Source organism: Nostoc sp. DedQUE08, assembly GCF_034530895.1.
GTDB lineage: Bacteria > Cyanobacteriota > Cyanobacteriia > Cyanobacteriales > Nostocaceae > Nostoc.
Genome location: NZ_JAVRCD010000017.1, coordinates 64366 through 88257 on the forward strand (window position 1 = coordinate 64366; position 23892 = coordinate 88257).

21 protein-coding genes and 1 pseudogene are annotated in these 23892 nt (G+C 43.3%); 14 read left to right on the forward strand and 8 right to left on the reverse strand.

What is annotated here, in order from left to right; genetic code table 11:
* The first annotated feature begins 258 nt into the window (after positions 1-258).
* The gene (locus RMY64_RS13730; RefSeq protein WP_322700301.1) at positions 259-4509 is read left to right on the forward strand and encodes a CheR family methyltransferase; all 4251 of its coding nucleotides are present in this window, start codon (positions 259-261) and stop codon (positions 4507-4509) included.
* Here the strand turns inward: RMY64_RS13730 and RMY64_RS36815 are convergent.
* Positions 4448-4723, reverse strand: coding sequence for a hypothetical protein (locus RMY64_RS36815; RefSeq protein WP_416212145.1), 276 nt, complete (start codon positions 4721-4723; stop codon positions 4448-4450). The genes RMY64_RS13730 and RMY64_RS36815 overlap by 62 nt on opposite strands.
* A 225-nt stretch (positions 4724-4948) precedes the next feature.
* Here RMY64_RS36815 and RMY64_RS36820 point away from each other — a divergent pair.
* A pseudogene (locus RMY64_RS36820) lies at positions 4949-5070 on the forward strand (IS630 family transposase); the annotation flags it as partial.
* Positions 5071-5274: 204 nt separating this feature from the next.
* On the opposite strand, the gene RMY64_RS13735 reads toward RMY64_RS36820, so the two are convergent.
* Positions 5275-6459 (reverse strand): ARPP-2 domain-containing protein, encoded by a 1185-nt coding sequence (locus RMY64_RS13735; protein WP_322700302.1) that lies wholly within the window; start codon positions 6457-6459, stop codon positions 5275-5277.
* Between the two features lie 104 nt (positions 6460-6563).
* On the opposite strand from RMY64_RS13735, the gene RMY64_RS13740 reads away from it, so the two are divergent.
* Positions 6564-6935, forward strand: a complete 372-nt coding sequence (locus RMY64_RS13740; protein WP_322672371.1) for a four helix bundle protein — start codon at positions 6564-6566, stop codon at positions 6933-6935.
* A 129-nt stretch (positions 6936-7064) separates the two neighbouring features.
* Here RMY64_RS13740 and RMY64_RS13745 read toward each other — a convergent pair whose 3' ends face one another.
* The 3 genes from RMY64_RS13745 to RMY64_RS13755 all read right to left on the reverse strand — a co-directional run bounded on the left by RMY64_RS13745 (position 7065) and on the right by RMY64_RS13755 (position 9954).
* A complete protein-coding gene (locus RMY64_RS13745; RefSeq protein WP_322700303.1) occupies positions 7065-8489 on the reverse strand; it encodes a hypothetical protein in 1425 nt (474 codons plus the stop codon).
* Positions 8490-9078: 589 nt separating this feature from the next.
* Positions 9079-9273: a hypothetical protein gene (locus RMY64_RS13750; RefSeq protein WP_322700304.1), complete on the reverse strand. Its 195-nt coding sequence runs from the start codon at positions 9271-9273 to the stop codon at positions 9079-9081.
* A 177-nt stretch (positions 9274-9450) separates the two neighbouring features.
* On the reverse strand, positions 9451-9954 hold the full coding sequence (locus RMY64_RS13755; RefSeq protein ID WP_322700305.1) for an ATP-binding cassette domain-containing protein: 504 nt from the start codon (positions 9952-9954) through the stop codon (positions 9451-9453).
* 116 nt (positions 9955-10070) lie between these two features.
* Here RMY64_RS13755 and RMY64_RS13760 point away from each other — a divergent pair, with 116 nt between their 5' ends.
* The 10 genes from RMY64_RS13760 to RMY64_RS13800 all read left to right on the forward strand — a co-directional run bounded on the left by RMY64_RS13760 (position 10071) and on the right by RMY64_RS13800 (position 18477).
* Entirely contained in the window at positions 10071-10370 is a 300-nt protein-coding gene (locus tag RMY64_RS13760) for a metalloregulator ArsR/SmtB family transcription factor (RefSeq protein WP_322672366.1), read from the forward strand.
* 25 nt (positions 10371-10395) lie between these two features.
* Positions 10396-11247: a phosphate ABC transporter substrate-binding protein gene (locus RMY64_RS13765; protein ID WP_322700306.1), complete on the forward strand. Its 852-nt coding sequence runs from the start codon at positions 10396-10398 to the stop codon at positions 11245-11247.
* Positions 11204-12076: a phosphate ABC transporter permease subunit PstC gene (pstC, locus tag RMY64_RS13770; protein ID WP_322700307.1), complete on the forward strand. Its 873-nt coding sequence runs from the start codon at positions 11204-11206 to the stop codon at positions 12074-12076. The genes RMY64_RS13765 and pstC overlap by 44 nt, the downstream gene beginning before the upstream one ends.
* A complete protein-coding gene (pstA, locus tag RMY64_RS13775; RefSeq protein WP_322700308.1) occupies positions 12070-12942 on the forward strand; it encodes a phosphate ABC transporter permease PstA in 873 nt (290 codons plus the stop codon). The genes pstC and pstA overlap by 7 nt, the downstream gene beginning before the upstream one ends.
* A gap of 27 nt (positions 12943-12969) precedes the next feature.
* On the forward strand, positions 12970-13746 hold the full coding sequence (locus RMY64_RS13780; RefSeq protein ID WP_322700309.1) for a phosphate ABC transporter ATP-binding protein: 777 nt from the start codon (positions 12970-12972) through the stop codon (positions 13744-13746).
* 41 nt (positions 13747-13787) lie between these two features.
* Complete coding sequence (locus RMY64_RS36825; RefSeq protein WP_416212146.1) at positions 13788-13865, forward strand: hypothetical protein; 78 nt, start codon at positions 13788-13790, stop codon at positions 13863-13865.
* Between the two features lie 654 nt (positions 13866-14519).
* Positions 14520-15599: a sulfonate ABC transporter substrate-binding protein gene (locus RMY64_RS13785; RefSeq protein WP_322700310.1), complete on the forward strand. Its 1080-nt coding sequence runs from the start codon at positions 14520-14522 to the stop codon at positions 15597-15599.
* A gap of 98 nt (positions 15600-15697) precedes the next feature.
* Positions 15698-16852: an FMNH2-dependent alkanesulfonate monooxygenase gene (gene ssuD / locus RMY64_RS13790; RefSeq protein ID WP_322700311.1), complete on the forward strand. Its 1155-nt coding sequence runs from the start codon at positions 15698-15700 to the stop codon at positions 16850-16852.
* On the forward strand, positions 16849-17634 hold the full coding sequence (gene ssuC, locus RMY64_RS13795) for an aliphatic sulfonate ABC transporter permease SsuC (RefSeq protein WP_322700312.1): 786 nt from the start codon (positions 16849-16851) through the stop codon (positions 17632-17634). Before ssuD ends, ssuC begins: the two co-directional genes overlap by 4 nt.
* 54 nt (positions 17635-17688) lie before the next feature.
* Positions 17689-18477 carry an ATP-binding cassette domain-containing protein gene (locus RMY64_RS13800; protein WP_322672358.1) on the forward strand — a complete coding sequence of 263 codons (789 nt, stop codon included), beginning with the start codon at positions 17689-17691 and terminating at the stop codon, positions 18475-18477.
* A 318-nt stretch (positions 18478-18795) separates the two neighbouring features.
* On the opposite strand, the gene RMY64_RS13805 is transcribed toward RMY64_RS13800, so the two are convergent.
* Together RMY64_RS13805 and RMY64_RS13810 are read right to left on the reverse strand one after the other, a co-directional pair.
* A complete protein-coding gene (locus RMY64_RS13805; protein WP_322672357.1) occupies positions 18796-18960 on the reverse strand; it encodes a hypothetical protein in 165 nt (54 codons plus the stop codon).
* 236 nt (positions 18961-19196) lie between these two features.
* On the reverse strand, positions 19197-20159 hold the full coding sequence (locus tag RMY64_RS13810) for a TauD/TfdA dioxygenase family protein (protein WP_322700313.1): 963 nt from the start codon (positions 20157-20159) through the stop codon (positions 19197-19199).
* A gap of 334 nt (positions 20160-20493) precedes the next feature.
* Here RMY64_RS13810 and RMY64_RS13815 point away from each other — a divergent pair, with 334 nt between their 5' ends.
* A complete protein-coding gene (locus RMY64_RS13815) occupies positions 20494-21765 on the forward strand; it encodes an MFS transporter (protein WP_322672355.1) in 1272 nt (423 codons plus the stop codon).
* A 119-nt stretch (positions 21766-21884) separates the two neighbouring features.
* Here the strand turns inward: RMY64_RS13815 and nifE are convergent, their stop codons facing one another.
* Positions 21885-23297 (reverse strand): nitrogenase iron-molybdenum cofactor biosynthesis protein NifE, encoded by a 1413-nt coding sequence (gene nifE, locus RMY64_RS13820; protein ID WP_322700314.1) that lies wholly within the window; start codon positions 23295-23297, stop codon positions 21885-21887.
* Positions 23298-23892 lie beyond the last annotated feature (595 nt).

Here is a 23892-nt window from a genome sequence, read left to right on the forward strand (position 1 = left end):
GTCCCCTTCCCCTTTACCCTTTTCCCTCTCTTGCAAAAAGCACTTTTGCAAGAGTCCTAAGGAATAGTCTCACTGGACTAGAATTGCAGTGCTATTGTGTGTTATTTGTATTTTCGACAATTGAAAAATCAGGTAATTAAACGTGCAATTGGCTCTTGATTGCCTACTTTGGGGGGAAGATTATGACTGACCCAGTGCGATAGGATGAGGCTGACTTAGCACATTGCCCTGAGTTTGCGCCAATTATTTTGGCAAAAAATGCTCAAAACCCCGTTAATAAAAGGATCTCTGCTTTCTATCCATGAATTTCCCCCCCCCAGAGAAAATTCATTTGCACTGCCTCCAGGTGAACCGATCGATCCAGAGCAATTCCCTAAAACCGATGCTCCCTTTCCGATTGTTGGCATCGCTGCTTCTGCTGGGGGATTAGAGGCATTTACAGAACTCATTGCTCACTTGCCCACGGATACGGGCATGGCGTTTGTGCTAATTCAGCACTTATCTCCTGACCACAAAAGCTTGCTGTCTGAAATTCTAGGCAAAGTCACTACCATGCCAGTGCAGCAGGTGCAAGACCGAATGATGGTCGAGCCAAACGAAGTGTATGTGATTCCACCTAATACTGAGATGACGATTGTCGATGGTATGCTGCACTTGGCTTCGCGTCAGAAGATTGACGGCAAATATCTGCCGGGGGATGCGTTTTTTAAATCATTGGCAGCCAATTGCGGCAGCAAAGCGATCGCCATCGTGCTATCGGGTATGGATGGAGACGGTTCTCAGGGGTTGAAAGCGATCAAAGTAGCTGGTGGGGTGACGTTTGCTCAGTGTGAAGACACGGCAAGATTTGACAGTATGCCGAGTACTGCTGTGGCAACTGGGAACGTTGATTTTGTGCTGCCGCCAAAAGCGATCGCTAAACAAATAGCTGCCCTCAGTCGCAGCCTCTTTTTGTTATACTCAGAGCCACTGCAAGTTATAGAGAAGTTGTCCGAACCAGGCAATGCGCTGACCCGAATTTTTGCCCTGCTGCGAACAACGACGGGCGTTGACTTCACCGCTTATAAGCCCAGTACGATCGATCGTCGAATGCAGCGACGGATGCTGCTCTATAAGCTAGAAACCTTAGAAGACTACGCTTGGTATCTACAAGCACATCCGGCTGAAGTGCAAGCACTGTATGAAGAAATTCTGATTCACGTCACTAGTTTCTTTCGTGACCCGGAAACGTTTGAGCAGTTAAAAGCGCAGGTTTTTCCGGCGATTAGCCAAAACAAAACCGCAGCAAGACCGATTCGGGTTTGGGTGGCAGGCTGCTCAACCGGAGAAGAAGTTTACTCCCTCGGCATCTGCCTGTTAGAGTTTTTTAGCGATCGCGCCACCGTGCCGCCGATTCAGATTTTTGCTACCGATATTAGCAAAGCCGCCATCAACAAAGCTAGAGCCGGCTTCTACTTAGACAGCCAAATGGAGGGCGTTTCCCTAGAGCGCCGCGATCGCTTCTTTGTACCCCTGGAAAGCGGGGGCTATCAAATCAGCAGCGCGATTCGCGAACTGTGTGTGTTTGCTCGTCACAACTTAGGCGGCGACCCGCCTTTCTCGAATCTCGATCTGATTAGCTGCCGGAACGTGCTGATCTATCTATCCGATCCCTTGCAAGAGCGAATCATGTCGCTGTTTCACTACAGCCTCAACCCAACGGGCTTTCTGGTCTTGGGTACTTCAGAGAGCGTCAAAACTTCCTCAGAATTGTTTACTTCTGTAGATGAAGCGGCGAAGATTTATGGAAAGAAGCTGACTTCGACGCGATCGCTGTTTTCGTTTACGACTCCTCCTTTGCCGTTTGTCAGCGTCGCTCATCAGGATCGCGTCACTGAAACCATCGCCAGTACGTTGGATCTGGCACGAGAAATCGATCGGCTGATTTCAAATCGCTATGCGCCTGTCTCTGTTGTTGTTAACGACCAAATGCAGATTTTGTCTATGCGTGGAGACACCGATCGCTACCTGAAACTGACCCCTGGCAGTATCGACTTAAACTTGCTGCTGATGGCGCGAGAAGGATTGGCGATCGCGCTGCGGACGGCAATTTATCAAGCTCAAACGCAAAACGTTTCGGTTCGACAAGAACGAATTGAGATTAAATCAGGTGAGCAATCCACGTTTCTCAATCTGGAAGTGATGCCGTTTCAGCCGACAACGGCAAACGCGGCTTATTTTCTAGTGATTTTTGAAGCGGTTTTACCTTTGGCTACTCCCCTCACTTCCACCCTCACTGAGGGGCGAGAGCTAGAAGACTTAGAGCGTGAAGTGATGCAGCTTAGGCAGTCGCTAGCCGCCGCAACGCAACGCGAACTTTCGGCGCAAGCCCATCTGCAAGCGGTCATTCAAGAACAGAACTATCTCAACCAAAGCCTGCGCGTAGCGAACGAAGAAATCCTGTCGAGCAACGAGGAGTTGCAAAGCACGAACGAAGAACTTCAAACGGCGAAAGAAGAAATTCAAGCCACTAACGAAGAACTTTCCACAACAAACGACGAACTTCGTAGCCGCAATCTGCAACAAAACCGAGACAATAGCGACCTGAACAACTTCATTGAGAGCATCAACGTCCCCATTTTAATGCTGACCAATGATTTGAGAATTCGCCGCTTTACACCTGCCGCACAGCGTTTGTTCAATTTCATTGTTGCCGATGTCGGCCGACCGTTTCACGACCTCCGCACTGATTTTGACGTTTCTCATTTAGAAGCGATGACCTTAGAGGTACTGGAGACGCTCAACACCAAAGAACAGGATATCCAAACTCAAGCAGGCTACTGGTATGCACTCCGCATTCGCCCTTATCGCACGACGGAAAATCAAATTGACGGGGTAACTATGGTTTTCCTCGACATCAACGCGCTCAAATGCCATGCCGAAGTGTTAGAAATTGCTCGTAACTATGCAGAAGCGATCGTCGAAACCGTGCAGATCCCGCTACTCGTGTTACACTCCGATCTGCGGGTGAACACGGCCAATCAAGCGTTCTACAAAATGTTTCAGGTTACTCAAGCTGAAACCGAGCGAGCCTTCTTGTTTGAGCTAGGCAATCAGCAGTGGAATATTCCCGAACTGCGATCGATTCTAGAAGACGTGTTAATCAACGATCATCAAGTTCAAAATTTTGAGATAGAGCATTATTTTGAACGGATTGGGCAAAAAACCATGCTGCTCAATGCCTGCAAGCTGCAACGAGACGACCAGACGGACATGATTTTGCTGGCGATCTCAGACATCACCAATCGCAAGCAGTTTGAACTGGAGCGAGCGCAGCTATTACAAGAGCAAGTCGCCCGTCAGCAGGCAGAAGCCGCCAACCGAGCCAAAGATGAATTTGTCTCGAACCTCTCCCATGAACTCCGAAACCCGCTCAACACCATGCTGGGTTGGGCAAAAATGCTTCGCACGCGCAGCCTGAATGCAGCGATGGTCACTCATGCCCTAGAAGTCATCGAGCGCAGTGCAAAATTGCAATCTCAACTGATTGAAGATATTCTCGACATTTCCCGCATCACCAGCGGTAAGCTGCTTCTCAACAGCCGTCTGATTGATTTAGGCGTGGTGATTCGATCGTCGCTCGAATCTATTCAACTCTCAGCCGAAGCCAAGAACATTCAACTTGTTTCACACTTGAATCCTGCAATGGTCATTGGGGATATCGATCGTTTACAGCAAGTCTTGTATAATCTGCTCTCCAACGCCATCAAGTTCACGCCGTCAGGTGGACGAGTCGAAATTGTGCTTGAGTCGATCGGGACTCAGGCTCAAATTCAAGTCAGTGACACCGGACAAGGAATTAAGGCGGACTTGTTGCCGCACATTTTCGAGCGGTTTCGTCAAGGAGACTCCAGCACCACCAAGGCAAAAGCTGGGCTGGGATTGGGGCTAGCGATCGTGCGTCATCTGATCGAACTGCACGGCGGCACGGTGCAGGCGGAAAGTCTAGGTGAGGGGCAAGGCGCGACATTCACCGTTCGGCTGCCGCTACGGAATCTGACCTCAGAGGTGACATCAGCGAGTGATGTAGAGCCGATGACATTGATAGAAGCGGTCAATACTTCGGCTGCACCTGTGCCTGTTTTAACAGGATTGTGCGTTTTAGCCGTAGACGATGAAGTTGATACCTGCGATCTGTTCAGATTTGTGCTGGAAAGCTATGGGGCCCAAGTGCTAACCGCCGCATCGGCTAGAGCAGCCTTATCCGCTCTTTGCGAAAACCCCAATCGATTCAATGTGCTGATTAGCGATATTGGGATGCCCGAAGACGACGGTTACTGGCTGATTCGGCAAGTGCGATCGCTCAGTGCCGAAGCAGGCGGGCAAATTCCAGCCGTTGCCCTTACTGCCTACGCAAGTGAGGCACAACGACACAAAGCGATCGAAGCTGGCTTTCAAGTACACGTTGCTAAACCCGTTGAACCTGTTCAATTGGCATGGATCGTGGCAAACTTGGCGAGACGAGCTTAGGGACTTTTGAAGGGGGCAGGTGGTCACTGAGCGTAGCCGAAGTGAGGCAGGGGGCAGGAGGCAGGTGGTCACTGAGCGTAGCCGAAGTGAGGCAGGGGGCAGGGGGCAGTAGTTCTGACTTTTCACGGTATCTGGAAAACCTCTCTCTAAATCTCTCTCCTTTTAGGCTTATATAAAAGTAGGTACGGTACTCTCTCCAGTATTCCAATGTCATCAACAATTGGTCTTCTAAGCTTAATTTACCCGACCGCCCTGTTTTCTGTTTTGGCTGGCTGTGCGATCGCACTACCTCTACCATCTCGTTAAAAGTATCTGGACGTACACCACACAAGCGTTTAAAGTCCTCTGACTTCAGGCTCTTTACTTGTTCGTAGGTCATAGATGCTACCCAACTCTAACCTACTTGTCCCACGCATTTAGGACTTTTGCAAGAGGTCTATTGATTCGAGAAGTTTACTTTTTTGCCATTCGTTCTCTGTGGTCAAAGGGTTATTTGAGTTAGCGATTGATTGTCAAATTTTTGACTTTCCAAAGCTGCATGAATATAGTGTTTTCTCATGAATCATTTAGGATTTGTATTCACCCTGTTTGACTCAGTGTTATAAGCTGTCGCATCTGTAATTTTCCAGAGCATTACAGAGTTACCAATGGTGGCAGACCCGAAAAAGTCCAAATTATACGCACAACAGCTTACTTTTTCGGAAATTGACGAATGTATTGAAATTAATTTGTAAAAAAATAATGCTGAATTTTAGCAAGACAATATCACCTTTTACCCTTAACTTTTTTCAATGCCGCTTGTCGTACTTCTGCATTAAGCAAATAACCAAAACCCACCTTCTCTAAACGCAGCACAAGTTCCTCTCGTGTATTGCCCAATTTACTAGCTGTAGCATCCAAATTCCAATTATGGTTCGCTAACTGACTCAGCAAATAAACTCGGCGAGTCTGCATACCTGATAAGCGATAAGTCTTCAAATACTCCAATTCACCATTCTCTCGAATAATCGCTTCCCCAATATGATTTTCTTCGCTGGGGTTGAGGTCAGTAATAAATCGTTGTAACATGAACGAACCAGCAGTATAGACTTTTTGGGAAATTAACTTGCGTCTTAACAGTCCCTCTGCCATGAAACCCTGAAACGATGCCCAATCTGAACGCATATTTTGTACTGCTGCTCTCAAGGCTGTTAAATCATTAATTTTTGACTCATCTAAAGATACACTCATGGGAAAAGTTGTATCGTGCAGCAACGCGTATTGGTACAATAACTCACCATAGAAATCTTCTAACAAGCTATTGTGCAGAAGTCGATAGTCCTCTGGTGTAGGTACTACAAAAGCTGATGCTAATGCTTCGGCAACAAATACCAATACCCCAACCTGTCGAGAGTGAATTTCAAATACCCGCAAAGCATCTTCTAGTCCAGCAATGTAACGTCCACTAAAAGAGCTTTCCATTCGGCTACCCAGCCCATGAGAAAGGGCATACTTAGAATATTCACTCCAGGCAATATCAGGGCCAGAAAAGAACATTGATAAAAAGCCTTCCATTGCCAGGTGCAGTGGCAAAAATCTCAGTTGATTAGTAGATTCCCGCTTCACCATCCGGTGCATTAACCGGACACTGGCGCAACCATAGTTTAGCTGTTTACCATCTGTTTTAAAAAGCTGTCCCCCAAAAGCCCCCACAGGACTGCCGTCATTAGTCCAGGACAACACTAGCCCGTGAGGAACATAGGAAAAATATTTCATTCCTGGTGCTGTCATTTCTCCTGCTAAAGAAACAACTGCTAAATCTTCATCGTAGCTACGACACAGCAAGCGCAAGTCGTTACGTACTTGATGGCGCAATAATGGCACAATCCGCACTGCTCCCCGTATTTGAGAAGGAGCAATTTCTAATCCTTTGAGTGATATGTCTGTTAACAGATTGCTTTTGGATGCCATAGGATAGGGTGTGGGGTGTAGGGTGTGGGGTGTAGGGTGTGGGGTGTAGGGTGTGGGGTGTGGGGTGTAGGGTGTGGGGTGTAGGGTAAGTTAATATATAAGTTATGGGAAATTCCAAAATTCAATCTTACCAAGACTTAAAAGTTTGGCAGGAGGCGGTAAATCTAGCTGAAATTTGCTATCGTCTTACCAAAACTTTTCCCAAAGAAGAACTTTATGGAATGACTTCACAGATTCGTCGAGCTTCTGTGTCTATAGCAGCGAATATTGCTGAAGGGTATGGACGCAAATCCAGGGGAGAATATATCCATTTTTTATATATATCGCAAGGTTCTCTCAAAGAGTTAGAGACTCATTGGTTAATCTCTCAAAGAATTGAACTAGCTTCTTCTGAGACTACCAATAGTATTCTTAATCAATGTGAATTAGTTGGTAAACTCTTACTAGGTTTAATTCATGCTCTTGAAAGTAAATAAATTTTCTTGCTAGCAGGGTGTTGGGGGTAGGGTGTTGGGTGTGGGGGGAATTAAAAATGTGTTGAACTGCTTGACGTACTCGCATTCAATTGTCTTAAACACTACACCCAACACCCAACACCCCACACCCTACACCCTTAACATTTGCTTAACTCGCTCTGCTAAATATGATTCTAGTTCGGCTAAAGATGCAGAACCTTCAGCAAACCGGGCAAAGCCCAACATCGTAGGTAAATCTTCTGCATCTCGTAATCCTACTGTGGGAATTGCGGGACTCAGGGGGTGTAAAGAAAAGTCATCGGCGTTGTAAACAGGGTTGCAATGAATAATGGAAGTTTTTTGTTTTGGGTCTAAATGATGACGATATACACGTAGAATTTCTGATGCTCCACTGGGGGGATCGTTTTCCCAACCATCGGTTACAATTACTACTAGATCTGCGCCCCAGTCCAAAGCATCCAGTAAGGGAGTAGCGAGGTCTGTTTGTCCACGAGGTAGAATCAGCAGTGGATCGTTGGTTGATGCTGTCCAAAAAGCTTGATATTCCTGGGATGCTGCTTTTAGTAAGTAATGAGTAGCTAAGGCTACCCCTAGAGGACGACGATGTTTTTCGGCTGAACCGGAACTGGAGTAGCTGCAATCTAGAACTGCGGCTACTCGTCCTAGTTTTAGAGGTGATTTTCTTAATGTGAAGGCAGCAGATTTCTCTAATGCTTGGTTTAAGATATCCCACTGCTGTTTGCGAGTCTCCAATGGCAAAGATAAGATATACAGCGCCAAACGAGTTAGGGGGAGACGACCTAAATTAATGTCGATTTCTACTTCTGTGCGGTTGGCTGAACTTTGAAATCGCAATTTTTCATTCAAGGTCATTTGTTCTTGAATACGGGATAAAAAGACCTCTCGTTTAATTCCATGTTTTGCTGCTAAACCTTCGGCAACTGTAAAGGGTAGTTGATAAACTGCTTGAGCGCTATAGTGTGCTTGGCGAAATGTCTCGAATAGCTCTGTTTGATAAACTTGCTGTTTCCATTTACCAAAGAGAAAATTACCTAATTCCCCTGGTAAGGTGAGGTGAGCATGGGAGGCGATCGCTCGAAATTTGGAGCGATACTTCACAGCATCAAAGTTGATGTCACGTTTTTGCTGGAGATAATCACGAGCGATCGCTCTGCTACGACGATTATTAATACTTCTTTTCCGTAATTGTTGCAATACTTCCCAACCTCGTTGTGGTGGTAAGGCTGTTAATGCTGCGGCAATTAATGCACCTTCTTCTTGTCGATGTTCAGGGGGTGTGTGTTTTCCTGTTGCTAGTAATTTGAGGATAATCTGCGCTTGGTTGAAGTGGTTAATCCCTGCTGCCAATGTCCGGGTATAGAGTAAGCGGTAATTACCTAAAATATAGTCGTGCAAAAAGTCAATAGATACGCGCTGCCCGTAACCATCACCATAGAACTCACGCTGTCCTGTGCAGGAGAGGCAGGCATTAATAAACATGACTAAATCTTCCCTTGCCACCTGCTGATGTTGGTTAGCCCGATTAATGTCCATTGTTGATCGAAAACAGGGTGTAGGGGGTTGGGTGTAGGGTGTAGGGTGTAGGGTGTAGGGTATGGGGGGTTGGGTGTAGGGTTTAAGACAATTGAATGCAAGTACGTCAAGCAGTTCAACACATTCTTACTTCCCCACACCCTACACCCTTTTATCCAGTAATACCAGGAATTTACGCTTATCAAGCGTGCCATTCGTGAAGAATATTGCATCACTTCTTCCCCTACACCCTACCCCCTATCCCCAACACCCTTTTCTTTGGGGGTACTGTTCGGGGAATGACGACACGACAAGCTAGGATAGCTTCAGATGCTAGGTTCGGAAGTCGCACCAAAGTCCCGCAAACAGTATTAACGACTATTTTAAGTTCTAGATTAGAAAATAGCTAGAGGAATCCAACTTAAATATTACTAAGTATACTGAGGTTTTAATCTCTATTATGCAAGGCTTCGATTTTCTCAGTTTTTCAAAAATTAAATAGGAATTCTATAGTAGTTAAAGTAAGTCTGCAAATTCATGAGATACGTCCTGATTTTCCCCATATACAACTTGCATAGGTAACTTTGACGGCGCTAATAGACAGCAAGTGCTATTTCTCAACATTATTTTGCCATACCTCTTTAAGAAACTTTTTGAACTTTTCTAGAATCAGAGGTAAATCACTATCAATTTCTTGGGTTTGTTGCCCATTTGTACTTGAACGAAAGAGACGACGACCTCGACTATCAAAACCAATTTTATCTGCAACTGCCATAAAGATTGAGTAATCTTCTGGTATTGGCAAATCCCCACCTTTGCGCTGAAAAGGCTGTAAAACTTAGAACAAGCCTGGAATAACACAGATGCTAAAAACCAGATTATTCAAGAGCTTGGCAATGCCGTCTTCCCTACACCCGACACCCTACCCCCCACACCCTTTTTTCTGAGAATGCTCTTGTCAAACATCAAGTGTAGCGGTGGGCTACGCCTCGGTGGAGGCGATGATCTCTGACCGACCGGAGGCGATCGCATCTAACAACACTAATCCCATTAGTATCAGTCCCTCTGTGGATTGTCTGGACTGAAGGTGAAGTGCTTGGATGGCAGCTTCAGTTTCTGGGTCAATACTGGCAGTGGCTTCATCCAAAATCAAGATTTCGGGGTTCAAGGCAATGACACGCATAAACGCTAACAACTGGCGTTGACCTTGCGATAGATTTTGGCCGCGGTCTTCCAGTACCGTATCAAAGCCTAGTGGCAAGCTCTCGATGAAATCTAGGGTCTGTATCAGTTCGGCGGCATGTCGGGCATCTTCTGGCGTGATGGTCGAGTTACCCAATGCAATGTTGTCATAGACGGTACCAGGGAACAGATGAAAGTCTTGAAAGATTAAACCTACACGCTTACGGATCTGTGCAGAACAAGAGTAAAAAGCAAGTATAGAACTGTTGAACCGGAGAGTTACCAAATATGAGACACTAAGCATGAATACAATTTCATATGAACACTCGTTTATTAAAAAGTGCAAATAAATTTTAATTGTCAACTCTGTAATTGTTGCTATTTATACCATGATCGGGAAAACTTATCGTTTTCAGGGCAATGCAAAATAATACAAATTTAAGCATCGATTGTGTAGACAAGCTTAAGGTACTGGCAGATGAAACCCGTTTAGGAGTTTTACAACTATTGATTGACAGTCCGAAGCGAGTCGGAGAGATGAATGCGATTTTGCATTTGGAGCAAAGTCTCCTCTCTCATCATTTGCAGGTTTTGCGTCGAGCCAAATTAGTTGTGCGAGAGCGAGATGGCAAAGCATTTCTCTATCGTCTTGCCCCTCAAGTCGAAGTAGCTACAGGCAAGGCTTTAAACTTTGGTTGTTGTGTTCTCTCGTTCAACTAAAACCTGGAATATCTAAAGGTAGAAGATGAAACATTCCCAAATTTCGGCGATCGCAATAGGATTAGTGACGAGCATTTGGTTGCAAGGTTGTTCTCAACCTCCGCAAGCAGTCACAAACGATCCAAATAAGCTACAAGGAAAATTGGTACTTACTGGTTCAAGTACAGTTGCACCATTAGCAGCAGAAATTGGCAAAAAGTTTGAATCGCAACATTCCGGTGTGCGAGTTGATGTGCAATCAGGGGGTTCTTCTCGCGGTATTGCAGATGCTCGTCAAGGTGTAGCCAATGTTGGCATGGTTTCCCGTGCCTTAAAGCCCGACGAAAAAGATTTAAAAGCCTTTTCCATCGCTCGTGATGGAGTAACTATGATTATCCATCAGGAAAATCCCGTGCCATCCCTAACTGACAAGCAAATTGTAGATATTTACACAGGCAAGGTGAATAACTGGAAACAGGTAGGGGGTAAAGATGGGGCAATTACAGTTGTTAATAAAGCCGAAGGACGTTCTACCCTGGAATTGTTTACCCACTACTTCAAGCTAAAAAATACTGACATCAAAGCACAAGTAGTGATTGGTGATAATGAGCAAGGAATTAAGACTGTAGCCGGAAACCCGAATGCTATTGGCTATGTTTCCATTGGCTCGGCAGAAAATAGCGCCGCCAATAAAGTACCAATCAAATTGCTAGCTGTAAACGGTGTAGCAGCAACAACAGCTAATGTACAAAACGGGAGCTTTCCTATTTCTCGACCGCTTAACTTGGTTACAAAAACCGAACCCCAAGGACTGGCTAAAGAATTTATTGATTTTGCACAATCGCAGCAGGTAAGTGACATTGTTAAAAAGCAGAACTTTGTCTCCATCGCCAAATGATTTTTGGTTAATTTGGATACTACGAGGGTTAGCAACAATCGCCGGAGCAATCGCACTTTTAATTGTTGTTTTTCTACTTTCCGAATCCTTACCAATCTTCAGTCATATAGAGATATCCCGCTTTTTTACCGACTCTTCTTGGAACCCCACAGCAGGTTTATATAATCTCTCACCCATGTTGCTGGGTTCCCTCTTGGCAATGGTCGGTGCAGTGCTAATTGCTACTCCTATAGGCATTTTATCTGCTGTCTTTTGCCAATTCTATGCGCCGCCAATGGTAGCCCAACTCTATCGCCGCCTGATTGAATTATTAGCGGGGATTCCTTCTGTAGTGTATGGCTTTTGGGGATTAGTCGTGCTGGTTCCTTTGATTGGAAAAATTCATCCACCAGGGCCAAGCCTATTAGCAGGAATAGCAATTCTGGCGGTGATGATTCTGCCAACAGTCGCCCTTATAGCCGATGCTAGCCTAGAAAAAGTTCCCACCGCTTACATTCAAGGTGCTGCTGCACTGGGGTTATCACGTTGGACAACAATCTGCACAGTAGTTTTTGCATCAGCCAAATCAGGGTTATTTACAGGCTTAATTTTAGGGACAGGTCGTGCCATTGGTGAAACAATGGCAATTTTGATGGTATGCGGCAATGTGGTACAGACCCCAAAAAGCTTATTTGACCCCATCCGCACACTCACAGCCAATATTGCTTTAGAAATGGCGTATGCCACAGAGGATCACCGTAGTGCGCTCTTTGTCAGTGGTTTGATATTGATGGGAATGATTGTGGTCTTAGTGGCGATCGCTGAAGTTATCAGTCAGGGCAAATGGTAGAGATACAACAAAGCAAAGACAATCGTCTCGCTCCTAGAGAGTGGCTAGCAACAAGCTTAGTTTGGGCAACAGCCGCCCTCGTTACCGCCATCTTTTTATGGATAGTCAGCGATATCCTCTGGCACGGTATGGGATATTTATCTTGGGAATTTCTGATTAGTGAACCAGAAAATGCGGGTAGAGAAGGTGGAATTGCCAGTATTCTCGTTTCCACCGTTTTAATTATTGGTGTATGTATGACGGTTTGCCTACCCGTTGGTGTTGGTACAGCAGTTTTACTAGCAGAATTTACTCCTAGTGATAGTTGGTTTGCTAGATTAGTGCGCCGTAGTTTAGATGTACTTGCTGGTGTACCTTCGATTGTCTTCGGGTTGTTTGGTAACGTCTTGTTTTGCAAAGTTTTAGGATTGGGGTTTTCCATTCTTTCAGGCGGACTCACACTGGCGTGTATGGTGCTACCAATTTTGATTCGTTCTACAGAGGAAGGATTTTTAGCGGTTCCCAATGAATACAGATTAGGAGCCGCCGCCCTTGGCTTTTCACGCACAACGACAATATTTCAAATATTATTACCTGCTGCTGTTCCTGGTTTAATAGTGGGATTTGTGCTTGGTGTTGGTCGGGCTATCGCCGAAACTGCGGCTTTAATTTTCACTAGCGGTTACGTAGACAGAATGCCACAATCACTCCTCGACTCTGGGCGTACCCTTTCGGTTCATATTTTTGATCTATCAATGAACGTTTCAGGAGGAGATAAGAGTGCTTATGCTAGTGCATCGGTTTTGCTATTACTACTGTTGTTGATTAATGGCACAGCAGCTTGGATTGCACGACGTTGGTTACACAGCAGAGTTATTTCGGGATGAGGATTGGTGGATATAGAGGAGAACATCTTGGCAGTTACTGAACCGTTGATTCAAATTGAGAACTTAACTCTGCAATACGCACAAAAAACTGCACTTGCTAATGTCAACTTAGCTGTCAATGCGGGAGAAATTTTGGCTTTGGTTGGGCCTTCTGGTTGTGGAAAAACTAGCTTACTCAGTTGTCTCAACCGCCTCAGCGATATGATTCCCAAGTGTCGAGTTCAGGGAAGAATCCGCATTGGTAGTTTAGAGGTGCTAAATCCCAAAATTAATGTCATCGCCTTACGGCGTCAAGTCGGCATGATTTTTCAAAAACCCAATCCCTTTCCTTTCTCAATATGCCAGAATCTGGAATTGCCTTTGCGAGAGCATGGTATCCGCGATCGCCACCAAATTGATACAATTATCGAAACCAGCCTCGAGGATGTAGGGCTATGGCAAGAAGTAAAAGACCGACTGCAATCTTCAGCTTTGGCTCTTTCTGGTGGACAGCAGCAACGTTTGTGCATAGCTAGAGCTTTGGCTTTGCAGCCAGAAGTCTTACTACTGGATGAACCTTGTAGTGCCCTCGACCCTATTTCCAGTAACGTTGTTGAAGATTTAATTATTAGTTTGCGCCAGCGCTATACTCTGTTAATTGTTACTCACAATCTGGCTCAAGCCAAGAGAATTGCAGATCGAGTCGCTCTATTTTGGGTACAAGACGGCATTGGGCAACTGATTGAATCAGGTACTGTAGAGCAAGTTTTTAATCATCCTCAACATCCTTTAACAGTTGCTTATGTAACTGGTGCCAGGGGTTGAGTAAGATTGCGGTCTTTGGGGATCAAATTAATAACATCAAAATGCTCAAAATTGCTAACCATGCCATTGTAGTTGTTAACGCAGATGTGGAAGTCAAGCGTTATATCATGTCCGGTTAATTAGTTATAATTTCCGTCATCTATGCAGAAACCGGAAAACCCTCTTTCCCCCTGCCCCCTGCGTTCTTAATGATAAGTCTTTCACCGGACATGATATTACGCGTCATTGGTAATTGATTCAAATACAGAGGATAGCTTTGTCAACTAAATTCGTCAGGATTGATCGAACAGACTACTAGACGGCAATCATTTAAAAGTACGTTAAGTTCCTGTACAGCTTTCAAGGGATTTTTAAAAGTAAACATAGTGAGCTGGTTTCGTTATGTATCTATGTGTTGTTTGATACTTAAAACTTTTATTAAGTATAAATACGGTATTTTGCGCAATCTACTGTAGTTTAAAGGTATATAAGGTAGTTGCTGAAATTACATAACCTTTTATTAACCTAAATTTAAACAAGTTGTAGATTATGTACTGAAAGAGGCTTACTGTTACCAAAATGAAAGCCTTATTCGTACTTATTTACGATTTGCGTATTGTCTCCTAGTCTTATTCAAAAATCAAATAAGAGTTTTATATCATTCTTTAGCTAGATACTACATTAACTTGCTAGCTTTACTGTAGTTTAAAATCCTCCAAAGATTTTAATGAAAGTTTGTTAAGCTTTTAATATTTTTTTAGGAGAAAATTTTTATACTTGAAACTGAGGGCGCAATGCTTATAAATCGGGATAATTTTTCTGCATTTATATTAAAATGTCACAAAGCTGTAAAGGTATTCAAAGAATATTCAAGCAAAAAATTTACCTTCTTATTTGCTGTTAGTTTCTGCTTAAGTTTGATAATTTCTGGTTGTTCTCTAAATACTTCGGTAATTTCTGCATCTATGCCGTCGTTTAGTATAGGTCAAGATCCAGAAAAAGTAGTTCATATTGGTCATCAGAAGTTTGGCTCTCTTAGCCTTTTAAGAGCAAAGGGAGATTTGGAGAAAAAGTTTAACTCAATGGGTTTATCAGTGCGATGGAATCAATTTCCAGCTGGGCCGCAACTATTAGAAGCTTTGAATGCTGGTCGCCTAGACTTTGGACATGCAGGAGAAACCCCTCCTATATCTGCTCAAGCAGCTGGCGCACCTCTGCTTTATGTTGCCAGTTCACCTCCTAATCCCAAAGGTGAAGCAATTTTAGTCCCAAAAGATTCTCAAATTCGCAATCTTGCTGACTTAAAAGGCAAAAAAATTGCTTTAAATAAAGGCTCAAATGTCCATCATTTAGTTGTACAAGCATTGGCAAAAGCTAATTTGAAATATACTGATATTCAACCAATATTTATTCCTCCAGCGGATGCTAGAGCAGCATTTGAACAAAAAAAGGTAGATGCCTGGGCAATTTGGGATCCATACTTTGCTGCTGCCGAACAAGCTACAGGGGCGCGAATACTTACAGATGCGACAAATATAGTCGAAAATCGAGAGTTCCTTTTTGCTTCTCAAAGCTTTGCTAAAAAGCATTCTGATCGCCTGAAAATCGTTTTAGAGGAAATCGAAAAAGTAGATGAATGGGCAAAATCTAGACCAAAAGAAGTTGCACAACTCCTTTCACCTTTAATTGGGATTGATGCAGGTGTTTTAGAGCAAGTAGCAAAAAGAAGAGCTTATGGTTTAGAACCAATTACTAAGGAAGTTGTTGCTTATCAACAAAGGCTTGCTGATACTTTTTACCGTCTAAAATTAGTTCCTAAAAAAATTGATGTCAATCAAGTAGCGATGGTGTCCGATCGCAAACAGCTTAATTAAAACTGTTTGTAAGCTACATCAGCGATAGACTATGCCCCACCTTCTGGCGATCGCATTCTTGACAGCTACATCTGAAACACTTAAGGAGTCTATTATCGATGGAACTATTTTGGTTTATTCCCACCTACAGTGACGGACGCTATCTGGGAACAGCAACGGGAGGACGTGCTGCTACCTATCCATACTTGCGTCAAATTGCTCAAGCTGTAGACGATCTAGGCTACAGGGGTGCTTTACTTCCTACAGGACGTTCATGTGAAGACGCTTGGATAATAGCTTCATCCTTAGTTGCAGCAACTCAACAGATGCGTTTTTTAGTAGCAGTTCGTCCAGGGTTGTCATCTCCTGGGATGGCAGCACGGATGGCGGCTACACTTGACCGCATATCCAATGGCCGCTTGCTGATTAACGTCGTCACAGGAGGCGATCCGGTGGAATTGGCTGGAGATGGAGTTCATCTCAACCACACAGCACGGTATGAGTTGACAGATGAGTTCTTGTCGATTTGGCGAGCAACTATGACTGGTGAAGAAGCTAACTTCAGCGGTGAATATTTTCAAGTCAAAGGCAGTAAGCTACTTTTTCCTCCTGTGCAAACACCTTATCCTCCTTTATGGTTTGGTGGTTCATCAGCCATTGCCCAACAAATTGCCGCTAAACACATTGATGTGTATCTGACTTGGGGAGAACCACCACAGCAAGTAGCCGAGAAAATTAATGCAGTTCGGAAGTTAGCTGCTGAAGAAGGTAGAACTTTGCGTTTTGGGATTCGTTTACATGTAATTGTGCGGGAAACCGAGAGCGAAGCTTGGGATGCTGCCAATGACTTAATTAAGTATGTTGATGAAGAAGCGATCGCCAAAGCTCAAAAAGTTTATGCTCGTTTAGATTCCGTTGGGCAACGTCGGATGACGCAACTGCACAGTGGTAATCGTGAAGCACTAGAAGTCAGCCCTAATCTTTGGGCAGGAGTGGGACTGGTGCGGGGTGGCGCAGGTACGGCTTTAGTAGGAGATGCCGATACTGTCACTGCCAGGATGATGGAATACGCCGAATTGGGAATTGAAACTTTCATTCTTTCAGGATATCCCCATTTAGAAGAAGCTTATCGAGTAGCTGAATTACTCTTTCCCCGCTTACCACTTCAGGATTTACCCGCTACAGCACAACAACAGGTATTAAGTCCTTTTGGTGAAATTGTCGCCAACCAAGATTTTCCTAAGCAACGTACAACAGAAGGAGCTTCAAGATGAAAAAAAGCAAATTTCCTCAACTGGGGTTTCGGCAACTGAAACCTTGGATTTTGCCGATTGTTCTAATTATTCTTTGGCAAATATTGGTAAAATCTGGCTGGCTTTCTACAAGGGTATTGCCTGCTCCTTCAGATGTAATTCTGGCAGGAGTTCGTTTATCCCGTTCTGGAGAACTGTGGCGAAATTTGATTATCAGTACGATTCGGGCTGTGATTGGGTTCTTGCTAGGAGGTAGTATTGGTTTTGGGTTGGGATTACTTAATGGATTGGCTCGTCCAGCAGAAGAGTATTTGGACACCTCAGTACAGATGATTCGGAATATTCCTCACTTAGCGTTAATCCCACTTGTAATTTTGTGGTTTGGCATTGGCGAAGAAGCTAAGGTTTTTCTTGTAGCATTAGGAGTGTTCTTTCCCATTTATCTTAATACCTTTCACGGAGTTCGTACTGTCGATCCAGAATTAATTGAAATGGCAAAATCCTACGGCTTGCATGGCTGGTCTTTATTTAAGCGAGTCATCTTTCCAGGCGCATTGGGTTCGATTATCGTTGGTCTGCGTTATGCTTTGGGAATTATGTGGCTAACCTTGATTGTCGCTGAAACAATTACACTTGATTCTGGCATTGGGTATATGGCAATGAACGCTCGTGAGTTTATGCAAACTGATGTTGTTGTCTTGAGCATTTTGCTTTATGCCTTGTTGGGCAAGTTAGCAGATGTCGCTGCCAAAGCTTTAGAACAAAAATGGTTAAGGTGGGATACTAACTACCAACCTGCCTAAAGTTTATCTAGTTATTATTCAAAATTTTGTTGCAATTTAGAGAGGTTTGTGAAGATGGCATCCCTACAAGGCGCAGAGGTAAAAGTTATGGGTCTGACAAAGACCTATGGTAGTAATCAAGTGTTGCAGAATCTCGATTTAGAGATAGCATCAGGAGAATTTATTGCAGTTGTTGGGCGCAGTGGTGGCGGTAAAAGTACACTCCTGCGGATGATAGCTGGGTTTGAACATCCCAGTGACGGCGGAGTTTTAATTGACGGGGAACCACTGCGTGGGCGTAATCGCAGTGCGCGAACAATGTTCCAGAATGCCCGCCTCTTACCGTGGGAGAATGTTTTAGGAAATGTGGGATTAGGATTGAACAAAAAAGACTGGCGGCAAAAGGCAGAGAAGGCGCTTGAGCAAGTAGGTTTAATACAACGAGCAAAAGATTGGCCTTCTGTGCTTTCTGGAGGACAAAAACAACGGGTAGCACTTGCTAGGGCTTTAGTCAGAGAGCCGCGCTTACTAATGTTAGATGAACCGCTTGGTGCTTTGGATGCCATGACTCGTATTGAGATGCAGAGACTAATTGAAAAAATCTGGCACGAACAAAAATTTTCGGCGTTCTTGATTACTCATGATGTAGATGAAGCAGTAACGCTAGCCGATCGCATCATACTAATTGAAGATGGCCGAGTTTCAATGGATCGGCGTATCTCGCTACCACGTCCTCGCAAACGCAAAGATGCAGAATTCCTTACTTTAGCAGAAGAAATCTTAGAGCGCGTTATGGGTGATGAAGCAGGTCTAATTAATGGGGAAGATAAAAAAGTTCAACAGCTAGCAAACACTAAACGTTAAATTTTGAAAAAACGGGCATTTTCTCCTAATCTTTTTCAAAAATAAAATCGGATTTCTTTAGTAATTTTATTGCTAATAAATCAGCATTTTAGGCTACTCAATTTTTTTTGATAGCTTTTTAGGAAAAATGTCAAAATAATTCGTAATTGCTAATTTGTAATTATTACCTGAGATTTAATCGTGGGGCTTGAATAATGAATAAATTTATTTTCTTTAATTAATAAATTAAGGGGCTTGTACTCTCAAATAATTAATTATTAATTCGTAATTAATAAATTTTGAATTACGAATTACGAATTACGAATTATTCGGTCAAGTTTACACCTCTACCTGTTTGATCTCTGTATCTGTTGCTTGGTCTATTTCTATAAACTTTGGCCCAGCAATGAGAACTATCACCATCATTAATAGACTCGTCACAATGATGATGCACAAGAGCCGAATGGCACGCTTGTTAAGGGCAAAGCCATGATCTAGCTGCATGAGAGGGTGTGGGGAATTAAGAAGATGTTGAACTCCTTGAGGCAAGTAAAATTTAATTGTCTTACAGCAGGATGGCTAAAAATCATCGCTCAAATTAGATAGATAATTAATCTCTTGGCTTTGCTGCGATCGGTCATGCAAAAGTTACCTTTGTAGAGCAACAAGGTGTAATGTCTGCGTTCATAAGTACTGAGTAGTTTTTAATTTACTCAGTACTCATAACTTATAATTCAGTTTTACGAAAGGACTGGTTGTGCTTCCTTAGACTCAGCTTTCTGCTTGAAGACGCTTGGTACTTTAGCGCTGAAAGCTTCACCTTGAACCACTTCAGAACGGGAACCATCAACTCCTACTGGAACATCGCCTGTGATAGTAGTGCGATAGAGGAGACGTTCGACATCTAAATGATCCAAATCTTGAGGAGCCAAATGCACGGTGGCACGGTTGTCCCAGAAGGCGATATCACCGTTGTTCCAACGGAAACGGGTGGTATAGGCAGGTTTGGTGACTTGGTTGAAGAACAACTCTAGTAACAGTCTGCTCTCTTCTGGTGACACATCAACAATGCGAGAGACGAAGCCAGGGTTTACGAACAAGGCACGCTCACCAGTCTCAGGATGAACTCTGACGACTGGGTGAATAGAAACTAGGGGATTGACAGCAATGCGCTCGTCAAATTTGTTGTTGCGGGGTTGATAACCGCCCCCATTAAAGCGATGTTCTGCTTTTAATGTATCAGCTAGCGATCGCAGGGGTGCTGAGAGTCCCTCATAAGCTGCCACAAGGTTACTCCACTGGGTATCACCACCGAAACTAGGAACATTAACTGCGCGTAAAATTGACGCTGCTGGTGGGTTGATCGCCGCCGTTACATCTGTGTGCCAAGGGCCGCCAGTGCGAAAACCATACTGCTGCTCATAAAGCTTACGGTCTACGGGTTTGATCTGGGGAAATCCCGGAACTGGTTCCGGCTCTCCTAAGGGATGGGCGAAAGTCACTTCGCCAAAACGAGATGTGAACTCGACCTGGGCAGCATGATCGATGTTCTGGCCACGAAAAAACACAACTTTCCACTTCAATAGCGCTTTGCGAATTTCTTGGACTTGATCCTCGGAAAGAGAGCGGGAAAGGTCTACGCCGCCGATTTCTGCACCGATGAAACCAGCTACCTGTTTAACTTCTATATGTTTGTAGCCCATTAGGATTCTCCAGAGTTTTATCTGTCGGGAGGTGTTCACACTCGCCTATTTCCTTGGGAATTTTGCCGATACCCAATATCTGCTAGCAACATTCCCATGCTGGGAGCATAACTGAAATTATTATACACTATTCCGATAGAATTAAAGTAGTATACAGTTACTAAATAGTAATTTCCTACGTTTTTGTAGACCAATCCCCTTCTATAGCGATCCGATGTCAATGTGCAAAAGCCTTAGCTCAGACAGATTAGCGATGTCTGGGCAGCAAACTACGCGATTATTTAACAGTTCTTAGTTAATCTAATTATTAGTAAACCATAATAAAATTTTACTCATGAAAATTTGGCATAGACAACTAGGGGAAAGCATCAGTAATATCACTTACCACTATTTACCCGCTTTGCGCTGGCGTAATTTTCGCCTGTTTTTCGGGGGACAGTTACTATCAATGTCTGGAACATTTATGACCCAGCAGTTAACTATTCCTTGGCTGGTATACGATTTGACTCAATCGCCTTGGTTGTTGGGAGTTGCAGGGTTTGTACAATTTTTACCTACGTTATTACTGATTCCCTTTTCGGGCATATTGTCCGATCGCTGGAGTCGTCGTGACTTGTTAATGGTGGTGCAGATATTGGGAATTAGCGTATCCTTGGCTTTAACGATTCTCACCTTTACCAATTGGATTACCTTTCCTATCCTCTTGGTACTGAGTGCTTTCAATGGTTTGCTCAAGGGATTAGATATGCCCGTGCGCCATACAATCGTTACCGAAACCGTAGACGATCGCGCCGATTGGAGTAATGCCATCGCCTTGAATTCAGTAATGTTAAGTTCCTCTCTTGTCGTGGGGCCTGCTATGGGCGGGATTTTGATTGCAACACTAGGGGTAAAATATTGTTTTCTTTACGATACCCTCAGCTATATTCCTGCGATATTTACCTTGCTAGCGATGCGGCTGCCAGCCAGACAGATGCAACCCCTTACGGGCATTAGCGATACTTTGGAGAAATTGCGGGAAGGCTTTGAATATGTCTCGAAATTCCAGCCGATTAGAGTAATTTTATTAATGCTAGCGTTACATGGTTTCGTCGGGATGTCTCATGTCGCGCTGATGCCTGTTTTTGCAGCAAAGATTCTCAATGGAAACGCAACAACGATGGCTCACCTCAGCACTTCAGCACCGATTGGCTCGTTGTTTGCTTGTTTGTATCTAAGTGTCAGACGAGGGATTGTAGGCTTAGAGCGTTTGATTGTAGTCGCTCAAGTTTTCATTGGGATGAGTTTGATATTTTTTTCACTCTCGCGTCAAGTTTGGCTATCTATAATCATTCTGGTATTTGTAGGCTGCTTTTCTATCCTCAACATTACCAGTAGTAATATGATTATTCAAACCCTAGTTACCGAGGATAAGCGCGGACGGGTAATGAGTTTTTATGCCCTAGCAATGGTGGGTACAATGCCCTTTGGAAATTTGTTAGCGGGGACTTTGGCAGATAATTTTGGTGCGACTAATGCCTTGATTGTCTGTGGTAGTCTGATTATTTTAGGTGCGCTCTGGTTCTCTGCACAATTGCCAGCAGTAAGCCGTTGGATTGCTCGGTGAACAAGTCGCTTCTCTTTGTACAACAAAGCAAATATTTGGAAAACAAGCATCTTCCGCCACACCTTAAAAGTGTAGTGGAAGACGATCAACTATATCAGCTTGGCAGAAGAAAGTTGCGCCTATAGCTGATAGCTGATTTTTTCATCCCAAGGAGCAGGTTTGCTAATTTGCTTCCATATAGGACTATACAAGGCTTCATGTAGTTCGCGTGCTAGTACCACCAAACCTGCATAACCTGCATAAGCATGGTGACGTTCATGGTTAATGTCTAAAAAAGGAATTCCCGTTTTGAGTGCTGTATATTTATTGCCAGCCCCAGTAATCAACACATCAGCTTTTGTTTGGTGTAATACCTTTAATAATGCCTGGGGAGTTGTGTCAGACAAAAGCATTGCATCTGCACCAAGATATTGTTTAATTTTAGCTTTCTCCTCTTCTGTTGTTTTGCCATCCGTAGCTGCAATAACTTCCATTCCCAAATCTTGGGCTGCTAAAATAAGTGACCAACTTTTCACACCACCAGTAGAAAGAATAATCCGTTTACCTTTTAAATCAGCAAGGTAAGGAGCTAAAGCGATATCTAGAGCAGCATTTTCTTCGACAATTAACTTTTCTGTACGTTCTTGCAGTTCCCAGGCAATAACACTATCTCCCAAGGATATACTTAATTTGGTCGCAACATTCCGCAAGCAATCGTTTAAGTTGGTCGCACCATAGAACGATTCTTCAATATAAGGAATTCCATAGCGTTCCGCCATAGTTTGCGCCATTTGTATAGCTACATTTGAGCAAAGCACTACATTTAATTTGGCGCGATGAGCATAGCAAACTTCTTGATAACGAGCATCACCTGTAATTTTAGAAAGAACGCGAATTCCCATTTTTTGGAATAATGGTAAGATATTCCACGTTTCACCTGCAACATTATAGTCACCAACAATATTAATATCGAATGGTGTGGTAAATTCCGGTTCGGCTGTACCAATGACAGCATTCAATAAAGTTTCGTTACCAATGCGATTACCTAAATTTTTACTACCAAGAAATCCAGGCGCATTTACATAGATAACTGGGATATTAACTTGTTGTGTAGCAAGTTGGCAAACACTATCAATATCATCACCAATCAAAGCAGACAGACAAGTAGCATAAACAAAAATAGCGGCAGGATGATAGCGTTGAGCAACATTCACAATCGCTTTGTACAGTTTCTTTTCTCCACCAAAAACGATATTACCCTCACTAAAGTCAGTAGTAAAAGCAGTTTGGTATAATTGTGAGCCTGATGATAGGCTACCATGAGTTGCCCAAGGATTGTGAGTACAAGAAACAGCACCATGTACTAAATGAACAGCATCAGTAATAGCTCCGACAGAAACCATCGCTCCATCAAAAGGGCAATTTCCTTGGGTTGCACCTGGTTGTGGTGGTTTTGTGCAAGTGAGTTTTTTATTACCAGTCAGTTTTTTCTGGTTAGATTTGCAAGGTGTTTCACTAATGGGTTCGTTAATTGTTACTTGAGTGTTTTTCATGCTTTTCCTCGTGCTAAAAATAAATACAAAACAGCCAAGAATGAGGAGTTAAGAGTATTATTTTCTCTCTATCTCCTATTTTTCTTACTTACCAATTTTGCTGCCTAGTCCCCACTCATCTTTATAGATGCTGGTAGACAAAGTTGATTGAGACTGATTTCTGAGAAATTACAAAAAACAGCAATTGATGCACTAGCATTTCAGATAAAACAAGCAACTCCTCTGATGCATCCTGTATTTTTAGAAAGGCTTGTTATGGTAGCCCTCGCATAAGTTACATCTTCGCCTGTAGCCCCTCACCGCAACGAGATGTAACTCACTCAGACGATAAACACTATAATTCTTTGGCTAGTGTTAGCTTATCTAAATATTAGTATAACTAATAATATCTGAAATCAAGTATTGTTTTGAGATTTTTAGAATATAAATTATTAGATAATAAAATAGGATAATTTATACATATATTTTCTATGTACATTATGTTATTTTTTATTATCTCAGCAATAAATTTATTGTTTACTAATAGTAGTTCAAGTATTTTATTTAACTAAAATAACAATCTATCCAGGTAATTGTAGCCTTAACTATTTTAAAA